We start from the raw sequence: 19,172 nt of genomic DNA, 5'->3' as shown, positions 1-19,172 counted from the left end.
GTCCGGCCGCGGCCTTGCGGTCTCGTTACTCCTTGCGTCCCCAGGCCGAGATCATCGGGGCCGTCGCCAGGTCCATGCCGCCCTCGGCCACGTTCGCCAGATGCCGGTCGATCTCCTCGTCCGTCGCGACGCCCGCACCGACGAGCTGCTCGCGGATCTGGCGCACCGTCGCGGACTCCAGGGCGGCGCAGGCGGGCGAGGTGACGGGGAAGTAGGCGTCGGCCTCGACTCGGCGCAGTCCGGCCTCGCGCAACAGCCGGGGCAGCTTGCGGCCGTAGGAGAGGTCGGCGCCCCGGCCGGCGAGGAGCTGACGGAAGCCGTGCCGCAGACGGTTCGCGAGCTGCTGCTCGGGGCCGTGCTCGTCGGGACAGAGCAGAGGCTGCAGGGCGGGGTCGGCGTCCTCGATCAGCAGCCGTCCGCCCGGGCGCAGAGCGCCCGCCATCGACCGCAACGCCCGCTCCCGGTCCGGTACGTGTACCAGCACGAGCCGGGCGTGCACCAGATCGAAGCCCTCCATCGGCGGCTCGCCGGCGCCGAGGTCGTGGACGCGGACCTCGACCGGCGGGCGGGCGGCCGACGTCAGCCGGGAGGTGTCGATGTCGGTCGCGAGGACCTTGCCGGTCGGACCGACCTTCTTCGCCAGCCAGGACACGACGGAGGTGCCGCCCGCACCGGCCTCCCAGCACCGCCAGCCGGGGCCGACCCCGAGCCCTTCCAGATGACGGAACGTGGTCGGGTCGAACAGGGCGGCGAAGGCGTCGAAGCGTTCCCCCGCCTCGGGCTGCCGGTTGTCGAGGAGGTATCCGTCGGGTCGCGTCATACGTCGATCATCCCAGCCGTGCGACCCGCCGGAGGTGGTCGACGCGGCCGGGATCCCGTGTCGGGAGAGGCGGGTGCGACTCTCCTGAGCAGCCCGAAGTCCGTTCGTCCACAGGCGGGAACAAAGCGGAATCCTTCCTTTCCACAGGCTTGCCCACGGCCTGCGCCGGCCTGGCAGACTGGCGCGGCAGGCGCAGGTCACGGCGCGGGGAGAAACACGCAAGGAGACCCGGATGACCATGGCGGGGAATCTGCGGAAGGTCACGGGCCTTAGCAGGGTCGGCGGCCTGCGTGGGGTGGCGAGGCTGGCGCGGGGACGCCCCAGGGTCGACCTGAGCCATCACGCACGCTCCCCGCTGGGGTCCTCGGTGGTGAACTGCGTGACGTACCGGGACGGCGTGCGGGCCGAACACGGCGTGGATCTCGTCGACACGGTGGAGCGGGTGCGCCGCAGCGGTCACGGCTTCGTGTGGCTCGGTCTGCACGAGCCGACGAACGACGAGTTCGCCGGCGTCGCCCAGCTCTTCGACCTGCATCCACTGGCCGTGGAGGACGCCGTCGAGGCCCATCAGCGGCCGAAGGTCGAGCGGTACGGCGAGACGTTGTTCGCGGTGTTCAAGACGGTCTGCTACGTGGAGCACGAGGAGCTGACCGCGACCAGCGAGGTGGTCGACACCGGCGAGATCATGGTGTTCGTCGGACGGGACTTCGTGATCACGGTGCGGCACGGGCGGCACGGATCGCTCGGACCGTTGCGCGAGGCGCTGGAGTCCGACACGGCGCAGCTGGCCAAGGGACCGTCGGCGGTGCTGCACGCCGTCGCCGACCACGTGGTCGACGACTATCTCCACGTCCTCGACGCGGTGCAGGCGGACATCGACCAGGTCGAGACGGATGTGTTCGCGGAGAACGGCGCGCGGGCCGACCCTGGGCGCATCTATCAGCTCAAGCGGGAACTCCTGCAGCTGAAACGGGCGGTGGTGCCGCTCGGCCGTCCGCTGCTGGACCTCGCGGACCGGCCCGTGCGGGTGGTCGACCCGGAGATACAGGCCTACTTCCGGGACGTCTCGGACCACCTGTTGCGTGCCACGGAGCAGATCGCTGCCTTCGACGAGCTGCTCAACTCGATTCTGCAGGCGCATCTGGCACAGGTGACGGTCGCGCAGAACGAGGACATGCGCAAGATCACGGCCTGGGCGGCGGTCATCGCCGTGCCGACGATGGTCTGCGGGGTGTACGGCATGAACTTCGACACCATGCCGGAGCTGCACTGGAGGTTCGGCTATCCCTTGGTCATCGTGGTGATATCCATCGGCTGCCGGATCCTGCACCGCGGCTTCCGGCGCAACGGCTGGCTGTGACCGCGGGGGCCCGGGGCGTCGTCATGCCGGGGCCGGCCCGCTCCTCGCGTAGACGCTCTCCGCCCAGGCGGCGATCTGGTCGTCGGTCAGGTGCCGGGCGAGGTCGGCTTCGCTGATCATGCCCACCAGGCGTTTGTCCTCGATGACCGGAAGCCGGCGGATCTGGTGGTCCTTCATCTCCTGCAGCACCTCGCCGACGTCCGCGCTCGCGTCGATCCAGCGTGGTGTTCCATGAGCCATGTCCCCGGCGGTTACCTGGGCGGGGTCGTGGCCCACGGCCACACAGCCGACGACGATGTCCCGGTCGGTGAGGATGCCGCAGAGCCGCTCGTTCTCGTCGCTGATCGGCAGCGCCCCCACGTTCAGCTCGCGCATCAGCTGGGCGGCGCGGTCGAGGGTCTCGCGGGCGGGGATCCACTGGGCGCCCCGGTGCATGATGTCTCCGGCGGTGGTCATGACGTACCTCCCGGTGCCGGACGGCCGGCGCGGCGCGGGGGGCGCCGCAGTCCCGGCGCCCTTCATTCTCGCCGCGCCGCCGGGCGCCCGCATCTCAACTGCGCGCGGCTCGTCGGGCGCAGAGGCCCGGTGTCGTCCCCTGCCGTGAGCGGTTCGGCGGCGCCGAAGTCGCCCGCCCGGTCCCGGAAGTCAGCCGCCCCAGGCCGGGTGGCGGGGGTCGTCGGCCCGGACGAGCACATCCGCGGTGGCGGCGGGGTCGGTCTCCTGGACGTACCGCTCGAAGGCGGGCAGCGTCCAGTGGTCGGCTTCGGGGGTGCGGCGGCGCAGGGCGGCCGGGGAGAGCAGGGCGTGGACCGACAGATCGAAGGGGAACCAGTGCCGCAGAAGGAGCGGACCGTGCAGCAGCAGAAAGCCTCCCGGAGGCAGCGGTACGTAATCGCTGCGGGTGGCACGGTCGGTGACGGGGTCCCGCAGGTCGGACAGGATGCGTCCGTCGCCGTCGGCCTCGAGCGGGTTGAACACCTCGCGCCACAGAGCGCCGGTGTCGAACCAGCCGTCGAAGTACGCGTCCACGTCGTGATGGCCGTACTCCAGGCGGAGGGAGGCCGGGCGCAGGAAGCCGTGCGTGTCCACGACGCACGACGGCCGGCCGCGGGTGCGCAGCGCTTCCGCGACGCGCTCGGCGAGGTCTCCGGGGCGGGCCGCCGGCGCGCCGTCGAAGGCGATGCGGCGCCAGGGGCTGCCGTCGTCCGGTTCCAGGTCGAGCAGGCGCTCGGTGAGGACGTCGCCGAGCCGTTCCCAGGTGATCGCTTCGAGTCGCACACGGCCATGATGCGTCAGGCGCTCGCCGCGGCGGGCGGCGGGCTGCGGGCGGCGGGCGGCGGGCGGCGGGCGGTCCGGAAACGCGGATTCCAGCGGGCGGCAGCACGGCTCGCTACAGGAGCCGGATTAGAGGCGGCGGACGTCAGATGGCGGGTGACAGGAGGCGGGTGACAGGAGGCGGGTGACCGGTGGCGGGTGACAGGTGGCGGGTGACAGGTGGCGGGCAGGTGCCGCCGCGCCAGGGGCGGGGAATGAAACCCCTATGGCAAGCGCAGCCCTCCCCACCCCCGGAATCGGGCCTGATCACGAGCCCGGACCCGCGATCAGGCCCGGACCCGCGGTCGGTGTGGGGGCCGGACCCGCAGTGGGTGTCGGCTCCGGACCCGCGGTCGGTGTGGGGCCCGGCCTTCTGGCCGTCCAGCCGCTGCGGCGGAAGCACTGCGCCGGTTGCCGACGCGGGCCGCTGCCGATGCTGATCCTGGAGGACGCCGCACCGCGCTGTCTGGACTGCGCCGACCTCGGGCACCTGGTGTTCCTGCCGAGCGGCGACACGGCACTGACACGCAGGTCACGGGAGGAGAGCGGGCTGTCGGTGGTGGTCGTCCGGTTCAACCGGCGCAAGGGTCGGTACGAACGGCAGGGCGTCCTGGTCGAGGAGGCCGCGCTTGCCCGCGCCGAGGAGCGGTGTCTGGCGGACGCGGAGGCCCGGCGCCGGCGTCGGGCACGCGACGCCCGGCTGCGGTCGGCGCAGGACGCGCGCTTTGCGGAGATGTTCGCGGCGGAGATCTTGCGGCTGTTCCCGGGCTGTCCGGAAGAACGGGCGCACGGGATCGCCGCGCATGCCTCTCTGCGCGGCAGCGGCCGGGTCGGCCGCAGCGCCGCCGGGCGGGCGCTGTCCGAGGCGGCGGTCGTCTTCGCGGTCAGGGCGTCCGTCCGGCACCTGGACACGCCGTACGACCGGCTGTTGATGAGCGGCGTGCCACGGCACGAGGCGCGCCGCCGGATCGCGGGGGACGTGGAGACGCTGATCCGCACGTGGGGCGACGACCGGGGCGTCCGGACGGCCAGGGACGGCGTCACCGCGGCTTAGAGGCGGGTACGCACCGCGCGGCTCGGACAAGGCCGACGGGACGACCGGAGACGGGGGACGTCCGCGCATGTCGTCGCGCGTCTCGACGATGGTCAACGATCATGAGCGGGATCTCACTTGAGGTGAGAGGCGGTACCGGGCAGGATCACGCTGGACGGGTGGGAGTTGACGTTGTCATGATCGAGGGACCGTATGTGGTGCTCGCGGTGCTGGGCGCGTTGACGACGGGACTGATGGCCGGGGTCTTCTGCGCCTTCTCCGTCCTGGTGATGCGAGGACTCGCCGCGCTGCCGCCCGCGCAGGGCGCGGCGGCGATGAACGCGATCAACGCCTCGGCGATGACTCCGGTGTTCATGGTCCTGTTCCTCGGCTCCGCGGCGCTGTGCGCGGTGATCACCGTGGTGACGTTCGTGTTGTTGCCGGACCACGGGACCGCACGCCTGCTGGTGGGCAGCGCGCTGTATCTGTGCGGCGCGTTCGGAGTGACCGTCGTGGCGAACGTGCCGCGCAACGAGGCGCTGACGCGGAAGGAGCCGGGCACGCCGGAGGCCGACGCGTACTGGCCCGTCTACCTGCGTGAGTGGACGCGGTGGAACCATGTGCGCACGCTGGCGTCCGCGGCCTCGGCGGCCGTGTACCTCCTCGCCCTGGTCTGACCGAAGCACCCCTGATGAACCGAAGCACCCCTGATAAACCGAAACACCTCTGATCTGAGCGAAGAACCCCTGATCCGACCGAAGCACCTCTGATGCGACCTAAGCACCCCTGATCCGAGCGAAGCACCTGTGTCACTCCCCTCTGCGTGCAGGGCCGACAGAACGTATCGTGGCCGGGAGAGTGCCGCCCGACGACGCTCGGCCTGTCGTACGCGTACGCAAGGGGCACGCCCATGGCCGATCCCAAGGGATTCATGACCACACCGCGCCGGGACTGGCCCCGTCGGCCGGTCGGGGAACGGGTCGCGGACTGGGACGAGGTGTACGTCCCCGGGGCGCTGCTGCCCCTCATCAGCGAGCAGGCCGACCGGTGCATGGACTGCGGCGTCCCGTTCTGCCACGAGGCCTGCCCGCTCGGCAATCTGATCCCGGAGTGGAACGACCTGGTGTCACGGGAGGACTGGCGGGCGGCCGCCGAGCGGCTGCACGCGACGAACAACTTCCCCGAGTTCACCGGCCGGTTGTGTCCGGCGCCGTGCGAGGCGGGTTGCGTCCTGGCCATCAACCAGCCCGCCGTCACCATCAAGAACGTCGAGGCGGCCATCGCCGACCGGGCCTGGGCCGACGGGCTGACCCCGCCGCGGCCGCCGGACCGGCTGTCGGGGAAGACGGTGGCCGTGATCGGCTCCGGGCCCACCGGGCTGGCCGCCGCGCAGCAGTTGACCCGGGCCGGGCACACGGTCGCCGTCTACGAGAAGGACGACCGCGTCGGCGGACTGATGCGGTACGGCATTCCCGCGTTCAAGATGGAGAAGCGGCATCTCGAACGACGGATCGAGCAGATGCGGGCCGAGGGCACGAAGTTCCGCACGTCGACCACCGTCGGGCGGGACGTCATGGCCGCGGATCTGCGGTCCCGCTACGACGCCGTGGTGATCGCCACCGGGGCGACCGAGTGGCGCGAACTGCACGTCCCGGGACGGGAGTTGACCGGCATACACCAGGCGATGGAGTATCTGCCGCTGGCCAACCGGGTGTGCGAGGGAGATCTGGAGAGGTCCCCCATGTCCGCCGCCGGGAAGCACGTCGTCATCGTCGGCGGCGGCGACACCGGCGCCGACTGCCTGGGCACGGCGGTGCGCGACGGCGCCGCCTCCGTGACCCAGCTGGACATCTACGCTCAGCCCGGCGCGGAGCGCGACGAGGACGCCGACCCCTGGCCGACGTATCCGAAGATCTACCGCCTCTCGGCGGCGCACGAGGAGGCGCGCGATCTGCGGTCCGCGCCTGCCGCGGACGCGGACGCCCGGCTGTTCGCCGCGTCCACACTCCGTTTCTCCGGCGACGAGACCGGTCACGTGCAGTCCCTGCACCTCACCGAGGTGGACGCTCGGCGCAGGCCGGTGGCCGGCACGGCTCGCGCGCTCCGCACCGACCTGGTGCTGCTCGCCCTCGGCTTCTCCGGACCCGACCGGGAGGACGGGCTCGTCGAACAGCTCGGGCTGACCCTGGAACCGCGCGGCACGATCGCACGGGACGCCGGTTTCGCGACGAACGTCCCCGGCGTCTTCGCCGCGGGGGACGCGGCGCGCGGCCAGTCGCTGATCGTGTGGGCCATCGCCGAGGGGCGGGCGGTGGCGGCGGCCGTCGACCGTCGCCTGACGGGCACCTCCCGGCTGCCGGCGCCGATCGGCCCGTACGACCGGCCGATGAGCGTCTAGATGCATTGACCCGCAGGGTTGTTCACGCGGCTGATGGGTGGGACACGGACCGCCGTGCGTCGCGTCCGCTCCGGCTGTCCGCCCGCCTCCGCGGGGGCCGTGGACAGCGGGACGCGGGACTCGGGACTCGGGACTCGGGACGCGGGACGCGGGACTCGGGACGCGGGACTCGGGACGCGGGACTCGGGACTCGGGACGCGGGCCGCGTTCTCAGCGCCGCTCGTCGGTCCCCGCGATCTTCGCCGTGGTCAGAGCCACCCGGTTCCACGTGTTGATCGTACAGATCAGGGCCAGCACCTGAGCCAGCTCGCTCTCGTCGAAGCGGGCTGCGGCCGCGGCGTAGACGTCGTCCGGGACGCCGTCGTCGGCCACCAGCGTCACCGCGTCCGTCAGGGCCAGGGCGGCCTGCTCCCGCTCCGTGAAGAAGTGACGGGCCTCGCGCCAGACGGCCACCATGTGCAGCCGTTCCTCGCTCTCGCCGGCCCTGCGGGCGTCGCCCGTGTGCATGTGCAGGCAGTAGGCGCAGCCGTTGAGACGGGAGGCCCGAATCTGGATCAGTTCGACGAGGGCCGGGTCCAGGCCCTCGCGTGCGGCGGCGTCGAGGCCGACGAGAGCGCGGAACGCCTTGCGGGCGGACCGGCCGAAGTCGAGACGGGTCCTGCCTCCGGCCTGCCCGGGGCCCCCGACCCCGCCGTCGCCCTCGCCCCCGCGCCTGGCCTCACCCGGGTCCGGATGCCGGTCCGGGTCCGTACCCAGGCCCGAGTCCTGGCCCAGGCCCGAGTCCACCCCCGCCTTCACCCCCGCCTCGGCCTCCGCCTCCGTCCCCGTCTCCGCCTCTGCCTCTGCCTCTGCCTCTGCCTCTGCCTGCGCCTCTACCTCTTGCCTCACCTGAACCCCCACCTCCGCCTTCACCCCCACGCCTGTGTCCAGCTCTGGGCTGGGGCCCGCGGGCCCCAGGTCGGCACCGGTCGCTCTCCTCCTCGGCGTCATGACCATCAACCTAGGGAGAGGAAAGACTGCCTGTAGGGTGCATTCTCATGGCGGATTCATGGGTCAATTCCGCGCAGCGGATCGGCGCGGACCTGCATCTGGAGCTGTCCGGGCCGGGCGGGCGGCGAGCCGCGCTCATCCGGGCGCTGCGCGAGGCCGTGCGGAGTGGACGGCTCCCTCCGGGAACCCGCCTGCCGCCCTACCGTTCTCTCGCCGCCGACCTCGGCGTCGCCCGCAACACGGCGGCCGACGCGTACGCGGAACTCGTCGCGGAGGGCTGGCTGACAGCCCGGCAGGGCTCCGGCACGCGGGTGGCCGAGCGGGCCGAGCCGCTGCGCCGGTCCGAGCGCGTGGCCGTCAGGGCGCCCGCACGCGCGCGTGGCCCCCGGCACGATCTGCGGCAGGGCGTTCCGGACGTTTCCTCGTTCCCGCGTTCGGCGTGGCTGGCCTCCTACCGGCGCGCCCTCCAGCAGGCGCCCGCCGAGGCGTTCGGGCCCGGCGACCCCGCCGGACGCCGGGAACTGAGGGAGGCACTGACCGAGTACCTGGCACGCGCGCGTGGTGTGCGCACGGTGCCCGAACGCCTCGTGATCTGCTCGGGCTTCGCTCACGCACTGCGTCTGCTGTTCACCCCGGGCAGCGGGGTCCTGCGCGGTCCGCTGGCTGTGGAGGCCTACGGGCTGGGCTTCCACCGGGAACTGCTGGCGACGGCGGGAGTGCGGACGACGCCCCTTCCCCTGGACGAGGACGGGGCCTGCGTCGGACGACTGGGGCGCGAACGGGCGGTGCTGCTCACGCCGGCGCACCAGTTCCCGACCGGCGGCCCACTGCATCCGAACCGCAGGGCGGCGGTGATCGACTGGGCACGCTCGCGTGGCGGCGTCGTCCTGGAGGACGACTACGACGGGGAGTTCCGCTACGACCGCAAGCCGGTCGGGGCGGTCCAGGGACTCGATCCCGAGCGGGTGATCTACATCGGCTCGGTCAGCAAGAGCCTGTCGCCCGCGCTGCGCCTCGGCTGGATGGCGCTGCCCGGGCGCTACGTGGACGGGGTCCTCGCGGCCAAGGGCGAGCGGGAGGCATGGGCGAGCGTTCTGGACCAGCTCAGCCTGGCCGACCTCATCGCGTCCGGGTCGTACGACCGTCATGTGCGGCGTATGCGGCAGCGGTACCGCGGTCGCCGGGACCGACTGGTCGAGGCGCTCGCCGCACAGGCGCCGCACGTCGAGGTCACCGGGGTGGCGGCCGGTCTGCACGCGGTGCTGCGGCTGCCGCCGGGCACCGAGCGGTCGGCCTTGAAGGCGGCCGCGTGGCAGGGCGTCGCGCTGGACGGCCTGGCGGACTTCCGTCATCCGGCCACGGACATGGCGGCGCAGGACGGACTCGTGGTCGGTTACGCGACGCCGCCGGACCACGCCTACGGGGCGGCGCTGGACGCGCTGTGCCAGGGGCTCCCGCCGGACACGCGGCGGCGCCCGGCCGACGGCTGAGGGACGGCGAACCGTCGCCGGGAAGCGGGCGGGAAGGGCGCGTGCGGAGAGACGCGTGCCCGAAGACGCGTGCGGAGAGACGCGTGCGGAGAGGCGTCTCTCCGCCCCGCCGACCGGCGGGACGGCGATGCCGGGCCGCGACCGGGCGACACGGCGGCGAAAGGCGACGGCGAGGCGCTGCCGCGGGACAGGAACGCCGACACCGAAGCCTGGGCGCGACAGCGGGAGGGACGCGAGAGCGGGCCGCGGAAACACGGCAACACTCCTGCTGCCTTTCCGCGCCTCCCCTCCCCGCGCCTCCCCGCCCGTTGTGCCTCCTCTACTGCGTCAAGGGCGCGGGCCGTACCCCCGCTCGGCGGCGAGGGTCGGAGCCTGCCCGGTCATGAAGCACTCCATAAGCGTCCGGTGTGGTCAATGAAGATCAATTCAGTGCCAAATTTAGGAAGTCGAGCGGGAAGAAGGCAATCGAGGCATCGACAGGCGGCCGGGACATCGCACAACGTCACCGCAGTCACGTCAGGACAACAGGAAGTCCGCCTTTCCCGCCTTCGCTCCCTCGATGAAGGCCGTCATCTCGTCGGTGGTGTAGATCAACGCCGGACCGTCCGGGTCGGTGGACTGGCGGACGGCGATCCGGCCGTCGGCGAGCTTCATCGCCTCCAGGCAGTTCCCGCCGTTCCCGCCGCTCCACGGCTTGTGCCAGCCTTCGCTGCCCAAGTCCCGCGCGGGCATGCCGTTGTAGACCCGTTTGCGCGGCTTGATGCGATCCATTCACAACTCCTTGCGGAGATCCCGGAGGATCTCCTTCGTGCGATGTGCTGTAGCGGCCTGCGCCGCCATGCGGTCCATGACCTCGAGGTGGGTCGCCACCTCGGTGCGCGCGTCGAGATAGACCGCGCCGGTCAGGTACTCGCTGTAGACCATGTCCGGAAGCTCCGGCATGGCGAATCGGAAGAGCACGAAGGGCCCGTACGTGCCCGGATGCGGCCCGTTCGCGAACGGGGCGACCTGCAACGTCACATTCGGCAGGTCCGCGGCCTCGAGCAGTTTGTCGATCTGCGCGCGCATCACCTCCGGGCCGCCGGCGGAGCGGCGCAGGACGGTCTCGTCCATCACGACCCACAACCGGGGCGCATCCTCACGCGTGAGCAGATCCTGGCGTTGTATGCGCAGCGCGACGAGACGCTCGATGTCCTCCGGCCGGGTCTGACCGATGGCGCCGGACTTCAGGACCCCGCGCGCGTAGTCCTCGGTCTGGAGCAGTCCGGGGACGAAGTGGGGCTCGTACTGGCGGATGAGCGCCGCGGCGCCCTCGAGGCTGACGTGCATCGAGAACCAGCCGGGCAGGACGTCGTGGAAGCGCTGCCACCAGCCAGGCTGGTTGGCGTCCTCGGCGAGCTGGACGAAGCCCTCGGCCTCCTCGTCGGTGACGCCGTAGGCCTTCAGCAGCAGCTGCAGATACGGGATCTTGAGGCTGACCTCGGCCATCTCCATACGGCGGACGGTGGCGGGCGCGACCCGCAGGATGCGGGCGGCTTCCTCGCGCTTGAGCCCGGCGCGTTCCCGCAGGTCCAGCAGACGCCGACCGAGGACGACCTGCCCGACCGTCGGCGCGGACCGCGGTTCGCTCACGCTCCACCTCCACGAAGAGCCCGGCCGGTCGCGCGGGGTCCCACGAGCCCCGCCCCGGCCGGTCCACGAAAGAATCCCGACAGCCCTACGGCGCCACTCGAGGACATGGCCCGCAGATCTGTACGGAGGAGTACGGATCTCCGGCGGTCCCGACCGGCGCCGTTCTACGTGCTGTTGCGGAGCAGTGTGCCACGGCCCTCCACCGCGTCACACAGCACTCTGCATTTTTCAGAGTGACACTTGCCAAGTGTTCACGGCGGGGCGATAGTGGCAAGCGTGATTCCGTCCGCGCCCTTAGGAACAGACGCCGCCGCAGGCCGCCCCCAGGGTCTCGGTGCCAGCGCGGGAGCAGGCCCCGACCAGGCCGCTGCCGAGCGCCGGTTCCGATTCGAACTGGCCGCCCACCCGGGTTCCCCCGCCCAGGCCAGACGCCTGACGAGGGCCCGGCTGACGGGCTGGTCGGTGTGCGAGGACACCTGCGACACCGCCGCCCTGGTCGTCTCCGAGCTGGTCACCAACGCGATCGTGCACACCGCGAGCGACATCGTCGTCTGCGAGCTGCACGACGGCGACGACCTGGTCCGCATAGCCGTGCGCGACCAGGGCTGCGCCCCCGGTGAGCCGCACCCCTCGCCGCAGCGGCCCGACGAGGAGCACGGCCGGGGACTGATCCTGGTCGAGGCCCTCTGCCACTCCTGGGGCGCCCAGGAACACGGGCCCGGCCTGCTGGTCTGGGCCGACCTGCTGCGCAAGGCCGACGCTCCCCGTGACCCGGCCGAACCCTGCAACAGCCTCGACGCCGCCGCACCGCTCCCCTGCGACCTCGGCGACCTCCTCGACACCCAGGACGAGTTCCACGACGGTTCCGCACGGCCGTCCGCCGGCCCCGCGGGGCCGCGCAACGACCTCGGCTGGGGCGCCCGCCCGAAGCCGGGGACGGGCGACGACCCGGCCGACGAGGACGAGCCGGCCGAACAGCGGCTCCACGCGCCGGCCGGACCGGCGCCGACCGAACCGACGGCCCGCCCGCACCCCGCGTCCGGCTCCGGCGTCCTCGCCGCCCGCGTGGCACCGCAGTGGCACCGCACGGCCGACCACAACGCCGTCGGGGGCCTGGGCGCCCGATACGCCCGGACGCCCAGCCACCCGGCGGCCGCGCTCCCGCTCCCCCAGCCGCTCGAGCACGGTCGCGAGCGGGGCAGGACGTGATCCCCGGCCCCGGCCGGGCACCGGTGCGCACGCTCGACACACTGGTGCGCCTGCACCGCGGACCGGGCGGCCCGCCCGCCGCCGCGGCCCCGCGCCGGCTCGCGGTCCCGGAAGGCATGACCGCCCCGCTGGGATGCGACGCCGTCTCCGTCCCCGCCCGCCTTGGCCCGCTGCTCATGCCGCGGCTGCCGCGCATGGGCTGTGTCTACGCCGACCAGGCGCACTGGTGGTGGCTGGTCCCGTCGGACTCCGACTACGCGCTGGAATGGCCCGCGCCCGCGCAGTACGCCACGGGCGCGCTCCTCACGGACTCCCCGCGGGCCCCCGGTCTCATCCACCGGCCGGACGGCACTCTTCCTTACACCCCGCCGATCCCCCTGTACCTGGCCCTGTGCCGCCTGACGGGCACGACGCCCGCCTGGTCACGGCCGATCAGCGCCTGAGAGAGACCTCCCGGACCTCTGCGAGCGGCCGGCGCCTCCGTCCCGGCGCACGCCCGCGCGTCCCGTCTCCCTCCTCCTGCGCCCTGCCCTCGGGGCTCCTCCTCCCGCGATAGTGGCCGTCGTCCGCGATCGCGACCGGGGAGGCCGACGGTGGGGCAGGCACGGCAGGCGGGAAAGGGACGTCCGACGGAGGAGGAGCAGCGAGCAAAGGCTCGGGAGGCACGTCCCGACGAGCGTGACGTCTCCGAGTCCGAGCGGCTGCTGTTCGGCGGACCGCTCCGCTACGACACGGGCTGGAACCAGCACCGGGACGCCTTCCTGGAGCTCAACTTCCGGGCCATGGTGACCCGGTTGCCGTCCCTGCTCACCGCGACCCTCCGCCTGGCCCGGCAGGCCGACCCGCGAGCCGCCCGCATCGTCCTGGCCGCCGAGATCGCCCGGGGCGCGGCGCAGGCGGTCGGCCTGCTGGCGATGAACGCCGTGCTGGGCCGGCTGATCACCGGAGGCGTGATCGAGGACCGGCTGCGCGGCGCCGCCCCCGCGCTGGCCCTGATGGCCGCCGTGCTCCTGCTCTCGGCGCTGCTGCGGGCCGCGTCGACCTATGCCACCGGGCGGCTGGAGCCCAAGGTGGAGCGGGTGGCGACGGAGCTGTATCTGGAGCGGGCGGCCGCGGTCGAGCTCGCCGCGATCGAGGACCACGCCTTTCACAAGCTGCTGGACACCGCCCAGTACGGAGCCCGCTCCAGCCGCTACATGATCAGCCACGGCACGCGCGTCGTGAACGCGCTGATCTCCCTGATCGCCTCGGCCGGCGTACTGACGGTGCTGCATCCGCTCCTGCTGCCGTTGCTGGTGACGATGACCCTGCCCAGCGCCTGGAGCGCCCTGACGAACGCCCGGCGCCGCTACGAGTCGTTCCACACCTGGGTGCAGCACGCGCGCGCGGGGCACCTCATCGCCGGTCTGCTCACCGAACCCGCCGCGGCGCCCGAGATCCGGGTCCACGGCGTCGGCCCGTTCCTGCTGCGCCACTTCCGCGCGATGTCCGAGACCGCCGAGGCGGAGCAGGCCCGGCTGGCCCGGCTCGCCGCCCGCACCGGGCTGGTCGCGGCGACCTGGACAGGGGTGGCCACGCTGGCCACCTACGCCACGCTCGGCGGACTGCTGTTCACCGGGACGATGGCGCTCGCGGTGGCGGGGACGGCCGTCATCGCGATCCGCAGCGGCTCGGCGAGCCTCAACACCCTGGTGCTGGAGGTCAACCAGCTGCACGAGGAGGCCCTGTTCGTGGGCGATCTGCAGCGGCTGTACGTGGAGGCGGCCGATCGGGCGATCCCGGTGGGAGGCGTGGCCCTCCCGGACGATCCGCGCGAGATCCGCTTCGAGAACGTCACGTTCGGCTACCCGGGCGAGTCGGCGCGCCCCGCCCTCGACGACGTCACCCTCTCGCTCCCGCTGGGACGGATCATCGCGCTGGTCGGCGAGAACGGCTCCGGCAAGACGACACTGGTGAAACTGCTGGCCGGGCTGTACAGACCGGACCGGGGACGGATTCTGTGGGACGGCGTGGACGCAGCCGACGCCGACCGGCACCGGCTCGCCGAACGGATCGCGATGGTGGCGCAGGACTTCAAGAGGTGGCCGTTCACCGCCCGGGTCAACATCGCCGTCGGACGTTCCGCCGCGCCGTTGACCGAGGACCGACTCGCCGCCTCGATCGCGGAGGCGGGGGCCGAGGAGGTCGTCACGGATCTTCCGCGCGGTCTGGACACCCTGCTCGCCCGGCACTTCAGCGGCGGACACGAGCTGTCCGGCGGCCAGTGGCAGCGCCTGGGCATCGCACGGGCGGCCTACCGGCGCGGGCGCATCCTGATCGTGGACGAGCCGACGGCGGCCCTGGACGCCCGGGCCGAGCTGGAGGTCTTCGAGAAGATCCGCGCGCTGGCCGACAGCGGCCAGACGGTCGTCCTGATCACCCACCGGCTGGCGTCGGTCCGGCACGCCGACCTGGTGCACGTCCTCGACCAGGGCCGACTGGTGGAGTCCGGGACGCCGGACGAACTGCTCGCGGGAGGCGGCGTCTACGCCGAGCTGTACGCGCTCCAGGCCGAGCAGTTCACGGTGCCGACGCCGGCCCGGTCCCCGTCGGGCTGACACCCGTCACCGACCGGGCGGCTGACACCCGTCACCGGCGGCCGTCCCCGGTCACCGGCCGGCCGGCATCGACCACCGACCACCGACACCGGGCACGAGGCACCGGCACGAGGCACCGGCACGAGGCACCGGCCGGCTGATCTCACTGCGTGGCGTCGACGCTGCGGACGACGACCAGGAACGTGTCCGTGGCGAGGTCCATGACGACCTCGGCGGCCAGTCCCTCCATGCGCCGCGCGTGCGCGAACTCCTCCGCGGGCCACGACCCGCGCGGCCCGCCCGCGGGAAAGCGTTCGAGCACGGTTCGCCCGTTCACCATCTCGCACCTCCGATCAGCGTCGTACTTGTAGGAGTTAACGCTGCACAGAGGCCGATCGCCTCGCCCGGTTGCCGGACTGAGACATAGGTGACACGCGTTCGGTGCGGAGTGTGAGAATCCGGTCACCTGACGAACATCCCCGGCGCCTTGCGTGTCCGTGGTCGTACACGTCTCACCGGTCGTAAAGGCCGTGACGGCGAGGGCGCCCATCGCGCAGCGCCGGCACGGAAGACCTCAGCGTGGTGCGGAGAGGTTCGCCCGCGTCGCGGGAGGCAGGGAGGGCGCCGGGCCGGGCAGCCCCACCCGTGCGCTGCCCACCGCGAGTTCGCCGAGGAGCTCGGTGAGGCGATTCCGGTGCCGGGTGGTGAGCCGCCCGGCGTCGTCGAGGTGGACCGCGCAGGCGGTGGTCGTGTCGACGAGCCGTTCCAGGACGGCGGCGACCTCGTCCGTGCCCTGCGTGTGCCGGGCGAGCGCGGGCAGTTCGTGGGCGGCGAGAGCGATGGCGGTACGGGCCTCGGCAAGCGTGCGATAGGCCTCACGGCGCAGCGTCCAGCGGACGGAACGGTCGTCGGAGCCACCGAGGAGCGAGCCGTCATCGGAGTCCCGCAGAGCGGAGCCGCCGTCCGAACCACGGTGAGCGGAGCCGTCCTTCGAGGCGCCGAAAGCCGGGCCGTCCTCCGAAGCGCCGAGAGCCGGGCCCTCGCCGGCTCCGGCGAGGACGTGGGCGAGGTAGGCGTGCGCGGCGGCCGCGGCCGCGGCGAGCTGGGCCCGCACCTGTCCGCCGCGCTCCGCCGGCATCGGCAGATGCCCGACGATCAGCACGATCACGCAGGCCAGCAGCGTCTCCACGATCCGGCTGACCGAGGCCTGCGGCTCCCCGCCGACCATCACCAGAGCCAGTACGAGGACCGTGGCGACGGCGGTCTGGGCGGCGAAGTGCCGGGTGGCGACCGGTATCAGCGCACCGCAGACGGCGACGAGCGCGACCAGCCCCTCCGGCCGGGGCAGCACGGCGGCGAAGCCGGCGAAGAGCAGCGCCCCGAGCACGGTGCCCGCCGCCCGGCAGAGCACCCGGGACACCAGGGGGCCGAGGTCGGGTTTCACCAGGAAGACGGCGGTGGCGGGCAGCCAGTACCAGTGCGGGTGCCGCCCGTATTCGTGCGAGTGGTAGAGGGCCTGCGCGACGGCGACGGCGACCCCGAAGGAGAGGGCGACCCGCAGCCCGTACTCCCGGCCGCCCGCACCGAACGCGGCGCGCAGCAGGTCGCGTGCGCCGCGCCGCCGGGTGTGCAGGTCGCTCCCGCGCCCCTGGTCGAAGGCTTCGGCGGCGTGCAACAGAGCGTCGTCGAGGGCGCGCAGCGCGGGGGCGGACCGGGAGGGCGCCGGCAGCGGGCCGGTGTGGGTGTTCTGACGTACGGCGTCGGCGAGCCGGCGGGGTCCGAGGGAAGCCCGTTGCGAGAGCGGTTCCCCGGTCCAGGCCAGCGCGGTCGCGGCCTCGGCGAGCGGCAGCGCGGCGGCGTACTGGGCATGCAGCCGCCGTTCGACCGCGGAACCCGCGCGGCGGCGCAGCCGGGGGCCGGCCAGGGCGTCCTGGGCATGGTCGAGGGCGGCGGTGAGCGCTGCCCGGCGTTCGACGGCGCGCCCCGTGCCGACGGTGTCGAGCAGCTCCGCGACGGCGTCGTAGACACGGGCCACCGCGTCCCGCTCCCCGTCGAAGCGGAAGTCACCGGTCAGCGCGCCCGGCGTGGGCAGCGCGAGCCGCAGGGCCAGCAGCCAGCCCGCCCCCGCGAGGTAGGCGAGAGCGCGCGCCCATCCCTCCTCCGGCAGCGGCATCCCGGCCCCGACCGCCGCGCCGACCAGCAACTGCGTACCCGCCGCGGAGGCGACCGGCCCGATCGCGCTCATCCCGCCGGCGAGGAGCCCGAGACCGGTCAGGACGGCCGTCAGCGCGACGGCCTCCAGCTGCTCCCCGCCGTAGGTGCCGGCGAACAGTCCGGCCGCTCCGGCGAACGCGGGCGCCCCCAGCCGCTTGACGGAGGCCCGTCGGCTGCCGGGCCGGTCGTTGATCCCGGCGAGCATGGCGGCTATGGCGGCGACGACCCCGAGCGAGATCTGCCCGGCGAGCAGAGCGGCCAGGAGAAGGGGGCCGGCCGACAGCGCCCCGCGGGTGACCGCGCTCCACGGCACCGGCCCTCGCTGGGTGCGCAGGGCGTGGGAGAGCCAGGGCGGCAGGACGGCATGTGCGCGAGCGGGAATGTGCGGGCGCGGGAACACGGAGCTCCTGTCGGGGCGAGGGCGGGGGTGCGCCTTCGGGCGACGGTGGCCGGGGCGGTCAGCGGTGAGCTGTGGTGTCCACGGTAGGCGGTGGTTCCGTGCGGAGCGGGGCCGTTGCGTTGCGACGAGGTGACGGGAACGGCCGAACCCGCATTCTTTATGAACGCAACGCCCGAAGAGCGCCTCTCGTGCCGAAAACAGGGCGTCCCGTCCGATCCGGCCGCTCCTCCGGCCGCCCCCGCTCCACCAGCCGCGCCCGCTCCTCCCGCTCCTCCCGCCGAAGAGGGGCGCACGGCCTTCGCCCGCGTCGTGCCGGTCAGCGCTACCACAGGTTCCGGTGGCGGTGGCGGGTCGGCGGATGGTCCAGTTCCTCGGCCGCGGCGAGGAGAGCGCCGGGCGGGGCCGCCCGCAGACGGTTGCGCGCCGTCGAGCGGAAAACGGCCAGCGCTGCGCGGGCACGCCGCTCGTAAGGGTCGTCGACCTGCTCGTTCAGGCTCCGCGGAAAGGTGTGGGCGCGGAACGCCCGGACCAGCAGTACGGGCGCAGGACGCCGCCGCTCGCGCCGCGCGCGAGTCAAGTCCGCGGCGCGGTAACGAAGTTCCACTAGGAAGTGGCCCGTGGCGAGGTGCCGGCCCTGGTCGAACAGCTCAAGCGGCTCGACGCGATGCCGGAGAGGGACGTGATGGACGGTTCGGGACATGGCAGACCTTCTGGGGCCCGCCGGAACTTCCGGCGTGGCCCGCTAGAAGTCCGCCCCCGTGAAACGGCCCAGGCTCTTGCTGCGCATGGCACCAAGCTTTTCGAAGACGGTCCGCTCAGTCCAACGGTTTGATCCGCCGGGTAAGCGTCGGCGGCGCGATCGGCAGTGGCGCGGGCTGCGACGGCGAGATCGGCGGCAGGGCGCGCGGCGAGGGCCGGATCGGCGATGGCGGGGGGAGGTTCCCCCGGAGGACCGTCCCGTCGCCGCGCTGGTCCGGGGCCGCGCCCGTGACCTTCCCCTGCGGGCTCTCGTCAACGAGCGATGGGCCGGGGCCGTCCGCCCGAGCTACCCGGGCCGTCCGGGCCGTCCGAGCCGTCCGTCCGAGTGGGCCGCCATGCCCTCCCCTTGGGTTCCGGTTTCGCGAAGCTTCCCGTCCGGCTGGTCGTCAGGCCCAGCCCCACCAGCCCTTCCGCCAGCTTCACCGCAGCCCCCACCCCGTCGACGACCGGCAGGCCCAGCTTGTCCCCCACCGCCCGCTGCAGCCCCGTCATCCCGGCGCATCCGAGGACCAGCACCTCGGCCCCCGCCAGCCGGGCCCGTTCGGCCGCGGCCAGGAAGGCCGCCTCCGTGCGCTCGGCGTCGCCGAGATCGAGAACGCCGAGCCCGGTGCCCACGACGGCGGCGCAGTTGCGGCCCACGCCCGCGAGCTCCAGGCTGTCCTCGATCTGTCCGCAGGAGCGCTGCAGCGTGGTCACCACCCCGTACCGGCGCCCGAGCAGGCATGCCAGATGCGCCGCCGCCTCGGTGATGTCGACGACGGGCACGTCGACCAACTCCCGCACGCCCTCCCGGCCGTGCTCGCCGAATCCGGCCATGACGACGGCGTCGTAGGGCGGTCCTGCATAGGTCCGCAGAGCGTCCATGACCGCCGCCGCGGAGAGGTAGCTGTCCAGCCAGCTCTCCGCCGACTCGGGACCCCACTCGGGGGTCAGTCCGGTCACGGCGGTGGGGGGGGGGGGGGGGGGGAGGGGGGGGA

General features: G+C 73.2%; 16 protein-coding genes and 2 pseudogenes. 8 read left to right on the top strand and 10 right to left on the bottom strand.

What is annotated here, in order from left to right; all coding sequences use genetic code 11:
- Positions 1 to 25: 25 nt before the first annotated feature.
- A complete protein-coding gene (locus tag ACN6LD_RS16390) occupies positions 26 to 820 on the bottom strand; it encodes a methyltransferase (protein ID WP_319191180.1) in 795 nt (264 codons plus the stop codon).
- A 232-nt stretch (positions 821 to 1,052) separates the two neighbouring features.
- On the opposite strand from ACN6LD_RS16390, the gene ACN6LD_RS16385 reads away from it, so the two are divergent.
- Positions 1,053 to 2,180, top strand: a complete 1,128-nt coding sequence (locus ACN6LD_RS16385; RefSeq protein WP_445043531.1) for a magnesium and cobalt transport protein CorA — start codon at positions 1,053 to 1,055, stop codon at positions 2,178 to 2,180.
- Positions 2,181 to 2,201: 21 nt separating this feature from the next.
- Here ACN6LD_RS16385 and ACN6LD_RS16380 read toward each other — a convergent pair whose 3' ends face one another.
- Together ACN6LD_RS16380 and ACN6LD_RS16375 are read right to left on the bottom strand one after the other, a co-directional pair.
- The gene (locus ACN6LD_RS16380) at positions 2,202 to 2,636 is read right to left on the bottom strand and encodes a CBS domain-containing protein (protein WP_319191176.1); all 435 of its coding nucleotides are present in this window, start codon (positions 2,634 to 2,636) and stop codon (positions 2,202 to 2,204) included.
- A gap of 189 nt (positions 2,637 to 2,825) precedes the next feature.
- On the bottom strand, positions 2,826 to 3,458 hold the full coding sequence (locus tag ACN6LD_RS16375) for a nucleoside/nucleotide kinase family protein (protein WP_319191174.1): 633 nt from the start codon (positions 3,456 to 3,458) through the stop codon (positions 2,826 to 2,828).
- Positions 3,459 to 3,927: 469 nt separating this feature from the next.
- Between ACN6LD_RS16375 and ACN6LD_RS16370 the strand changes: the two genes are divergently transcribed.
- From ACN6LD_RS16370 to ACN6LD_RS16360, 3 genes are all read left to right on the top strand, one after another.
- Positions 3,928 to 4,548, top strand: a complete 621-nt coding sequence (locus ACN6LD_RS16370; protein WP_445043530.1) for a DUF2293 domain-containing protein — start codon at positions 3,928 to 3,930, stop codon at positions 4,546 to 4,548.
- A 176-nt stretch (positions 4,549 to 4,724) separates the two neighbouring features.
- Complete coding sequence (locus ACN6LD_RS16365) at positions 4,725 to 5,204, top strand: anthrone oxygenase family protein (RefSeq protein WP_319198005.1); 480 nt, start codon at positions 4,725 to 4,727, stop codon at positions 5,202 to 5,204.
- 233 nt (positions 5,205 to 5,437) lie between these two features.
- A complete protein-coding gene (locus ACN6LD_RS16360) occupies positions 5,438 to 6,925 on the top strand; it encodes a glutamate synthase subunit beta (RefSeq protein ID WP_319198004.1) in 1,488 nt (495 codons plus the stop codon).
- A gap of 210 nt (positions 6,926 to 7,135) precedes the next feature.
- On the opposite strand, the pseudogene ACN6LD_RS16355 reads toward ACN6LD_RS16360, so the two are convergent.
- Positions 7,136 to 7,585, bottom strand: a pseudogene (locus ACN6LD_RS16355) (carboxymuconolactone decarboxylase family protein); the annotation flags it as partial.
- A 377-nt stretch (positions 7,586 to 7,962) separates the two neighbouring features.
- On the opposite strand from ACN6LD_RS16355, the gene pdxR reads away from it, so the two are divergent.
- A complete protein-coding gene (pdxR, locus tag ACN6LD_RS16350; protein WP_319196276.1) occupies positions 7,963 to 9,405 on the top strand; it encodes a MocR-like pyridoxine biosynthesis transcription factor PdxR in 1,443 nt (480 codons plus the stop codon).
- Between the two features lie 516 nt (positions 9,406 to 9,921).
- Here pdxR and ACN6LD_RS16345 read toward each other — a convergent pair.
- Together ACN6LD_RS16345 and ACN6LD_RS16340 are read right to left on the bottom strand one after the other, a co-directional pair.
- Entirely contained in the window at positions 9,922 to 10,176 is a 255-nt protein-coding gene (locus tag ACN6LD_RS16345) for a DUF397 domain-containing protein (protein WP_319196274.1), read from the bottom strand.
- Entirely contained in the window at positions 10,177 to 11,037 is an 861-nt protein-coding gene (locus ACN6LD_RS16340; RefSeq protein ID WP_319196272.1) for a helix-turn-helix domain-containing protein, read from the bottom strand.
- A 267-nt stretch (positions 11,038 to 11,304) separates the two neighbouring features.
- Here ACN6LD_RS16340 and ACN6LD_RS16335 point away from each other — a divergent pair.
- From ACN6LD_RS16335 to ACN6LD_RS16325, 3 genes and pseudogenes are all read left to right on the top strand, one after another.
- Positions 11,305 to 12,000, top strand: a pseudogene (locus ACN6LD_RS16335) (ATP-binding protein); the annotation flags it as partial.
- Between the two features lie 245 nt (positions 12,001 to 12,245).
- Complete coding sequence (locus ACN6LD_RS16330) at positions 12,246 to 12,689, top strand: hypothetical protein (protein WP_319196278.1); 444 nt, start codon at positions 12,246 to 12,248, stop codon at positions 12,687 to 12,689.
- A gap of 339 nt (positions 12,690 to 13,028) precedes the next feature.
- The gene (locus ACN6LD_RS16325; RefSeq protein ID WP_445043545.1) at positions 13,029 to 14,843 is read left to right on the top strand and encodes an ABC transporter ATP-binding protein; all 1,815 of its coding nucleotides are present in this window, start codon (positions 13,029 to 13,031) and stop codon (positions 14,841 to 14,843) included.
- Between the two features lie 142 nt (positions 14,844 to 14,985).
- Here ACN6LD_RS16325 and ACN6LD_RS16320 read toward each other — a convergent pair whose 3' ends face one another.
- The 4 genes from ACN6LD_RS16320 to ACN6LD_RS16305 all read right to left on the bottom strand — a co-directional run.
- Positions 14,986 to 15,162: a hypothetical protein gene (locus tag ACN6LD_RS16320; RefSeq protein ID WP_319196269.1), complete on the bottom strand. Its 177-nt coding sequence runs from the start codon at positions 15,160 to 15,162 to the stop codon at positions 14,986 to 14,988.
- 234 nt (positions 15,163 to 15,396) lie between these two features.
- Positions 15,397 to 17,436: an FUSC family protein gene (locus tag ACN6LD_RS16315; RefSeq protein WP_445043529.1), complete on the bottom strand. Its 2,040-nt coding sequence runs from the start codon at positions 17,434 to 17,436 to the stop codon at positions 15,397 to 15,399.
- Positions 17,437 to 17,758: 322 nt separating this feature from the next.
- Positions 17,759 to 18,136: a hypothetical protein gene (locus tag ACN6LD_RS16310; protein WP_319196265.1), complete on the bottom strand. Its 378-nt coding sequence runs from the start codon at positions 18,134 to 18,136 to the stop codon at positions 17,759 to 17,761.
- Positions 18,137 to 18,447: 311 nt separating this feature from the next.
- Positions 18,448 to 19,172, bottom strand: a 725-nt coding sequence (locus tag ACN6LD_RS16305; protein ID WP_445043528.1) for an aspartate/glutamate racemase family protein, incomplete at its 5' end; no start/stop codon positions are given.

The organism is Streptomyces sp. SAS_272, assembly GCF_052543235.1.
Note: the sequence above shows the minus strand (reverse complement) of the source record. Positions and strands in the feature narration are given on the sequence as shown.

Coding starts and splice junctions, on each gene's coding strand:
- ACN6LD_RS16390 (WP_319191180.1), bottom strand. CDS start 820: ATGACGCGACCCGACGGATACCTCCTCGACAACCGGCAGCCCGAGGCG.
- ACN6LD_RS16385 (WP_445043531.1), top strand. CDS start 1,053: ATGACCATGGCGGGGAATCTGCGGAAGGTCACGGGCCTTAGCAGGGTC.
- ACN6LD_RS16380 (WP_319191176.1), bottom strand. CDS start 2,636: ATGACCACCGCCGGAGACATCATGCACCGGGGCGCCCAGTGGATCCCC.
- ACN6LD_RS16370 (WP_445043530.1), top strand. CDS start 3,928: ATGCTGATCCTGGAGGACGCCGCACCGCGCTGTCTGGACTGCGCCGAC.
- ACN6LD_RS16365 (WP_319198005.1), top strand. CDS start 4,725: ATGATCGAGGGACCGTATGTGGTGCTCGCGGTGCTGGGCGCGTTGACG.
- ACN6LD_RS16360 (WP_319198004.1), top strand. CDS start 5,438: ATGGCCGATCCCAAGGGATTCATGACCACACCGCGCCGGGACTGGCCC.
- pdxR (WP_319196276.1), top strand. CDS start 7,963: ATGGCGGATTCATGGGTCAATTCCGCGCAGCGGATCGGCGCGGACCTG.
- ACN6LD_RS16345 (WP_319196274.1), bottom strand. CDS start 10,176: ATGGATCGCATCAAGCCGCGCAAACGGGTCTACAACGGCATGCCCGCG.
- ACN6LD_RS16325 (WP_445043545.1), top strand. CDS start 13,029: ATGGTGACCCGGTTGCCGTCCCTGCTCACCGCGACCCTCCGCCTGGCC.
- ACN6LD_RS16320 (WP_319196269.1), bottom strand. CDS start 15,162: ATGGTGAACGGGCGAACCGTGCTCGAACGCTTTCCCGCGGGCGGGCCG.
- ACN6LD_RS16310 (WP_319196265.1), bottom strand. CDS start 18,136: ATGTCCCGAACCGTCCATCACGTCCCTCTCCGGCATCGCGTCGAGCCG.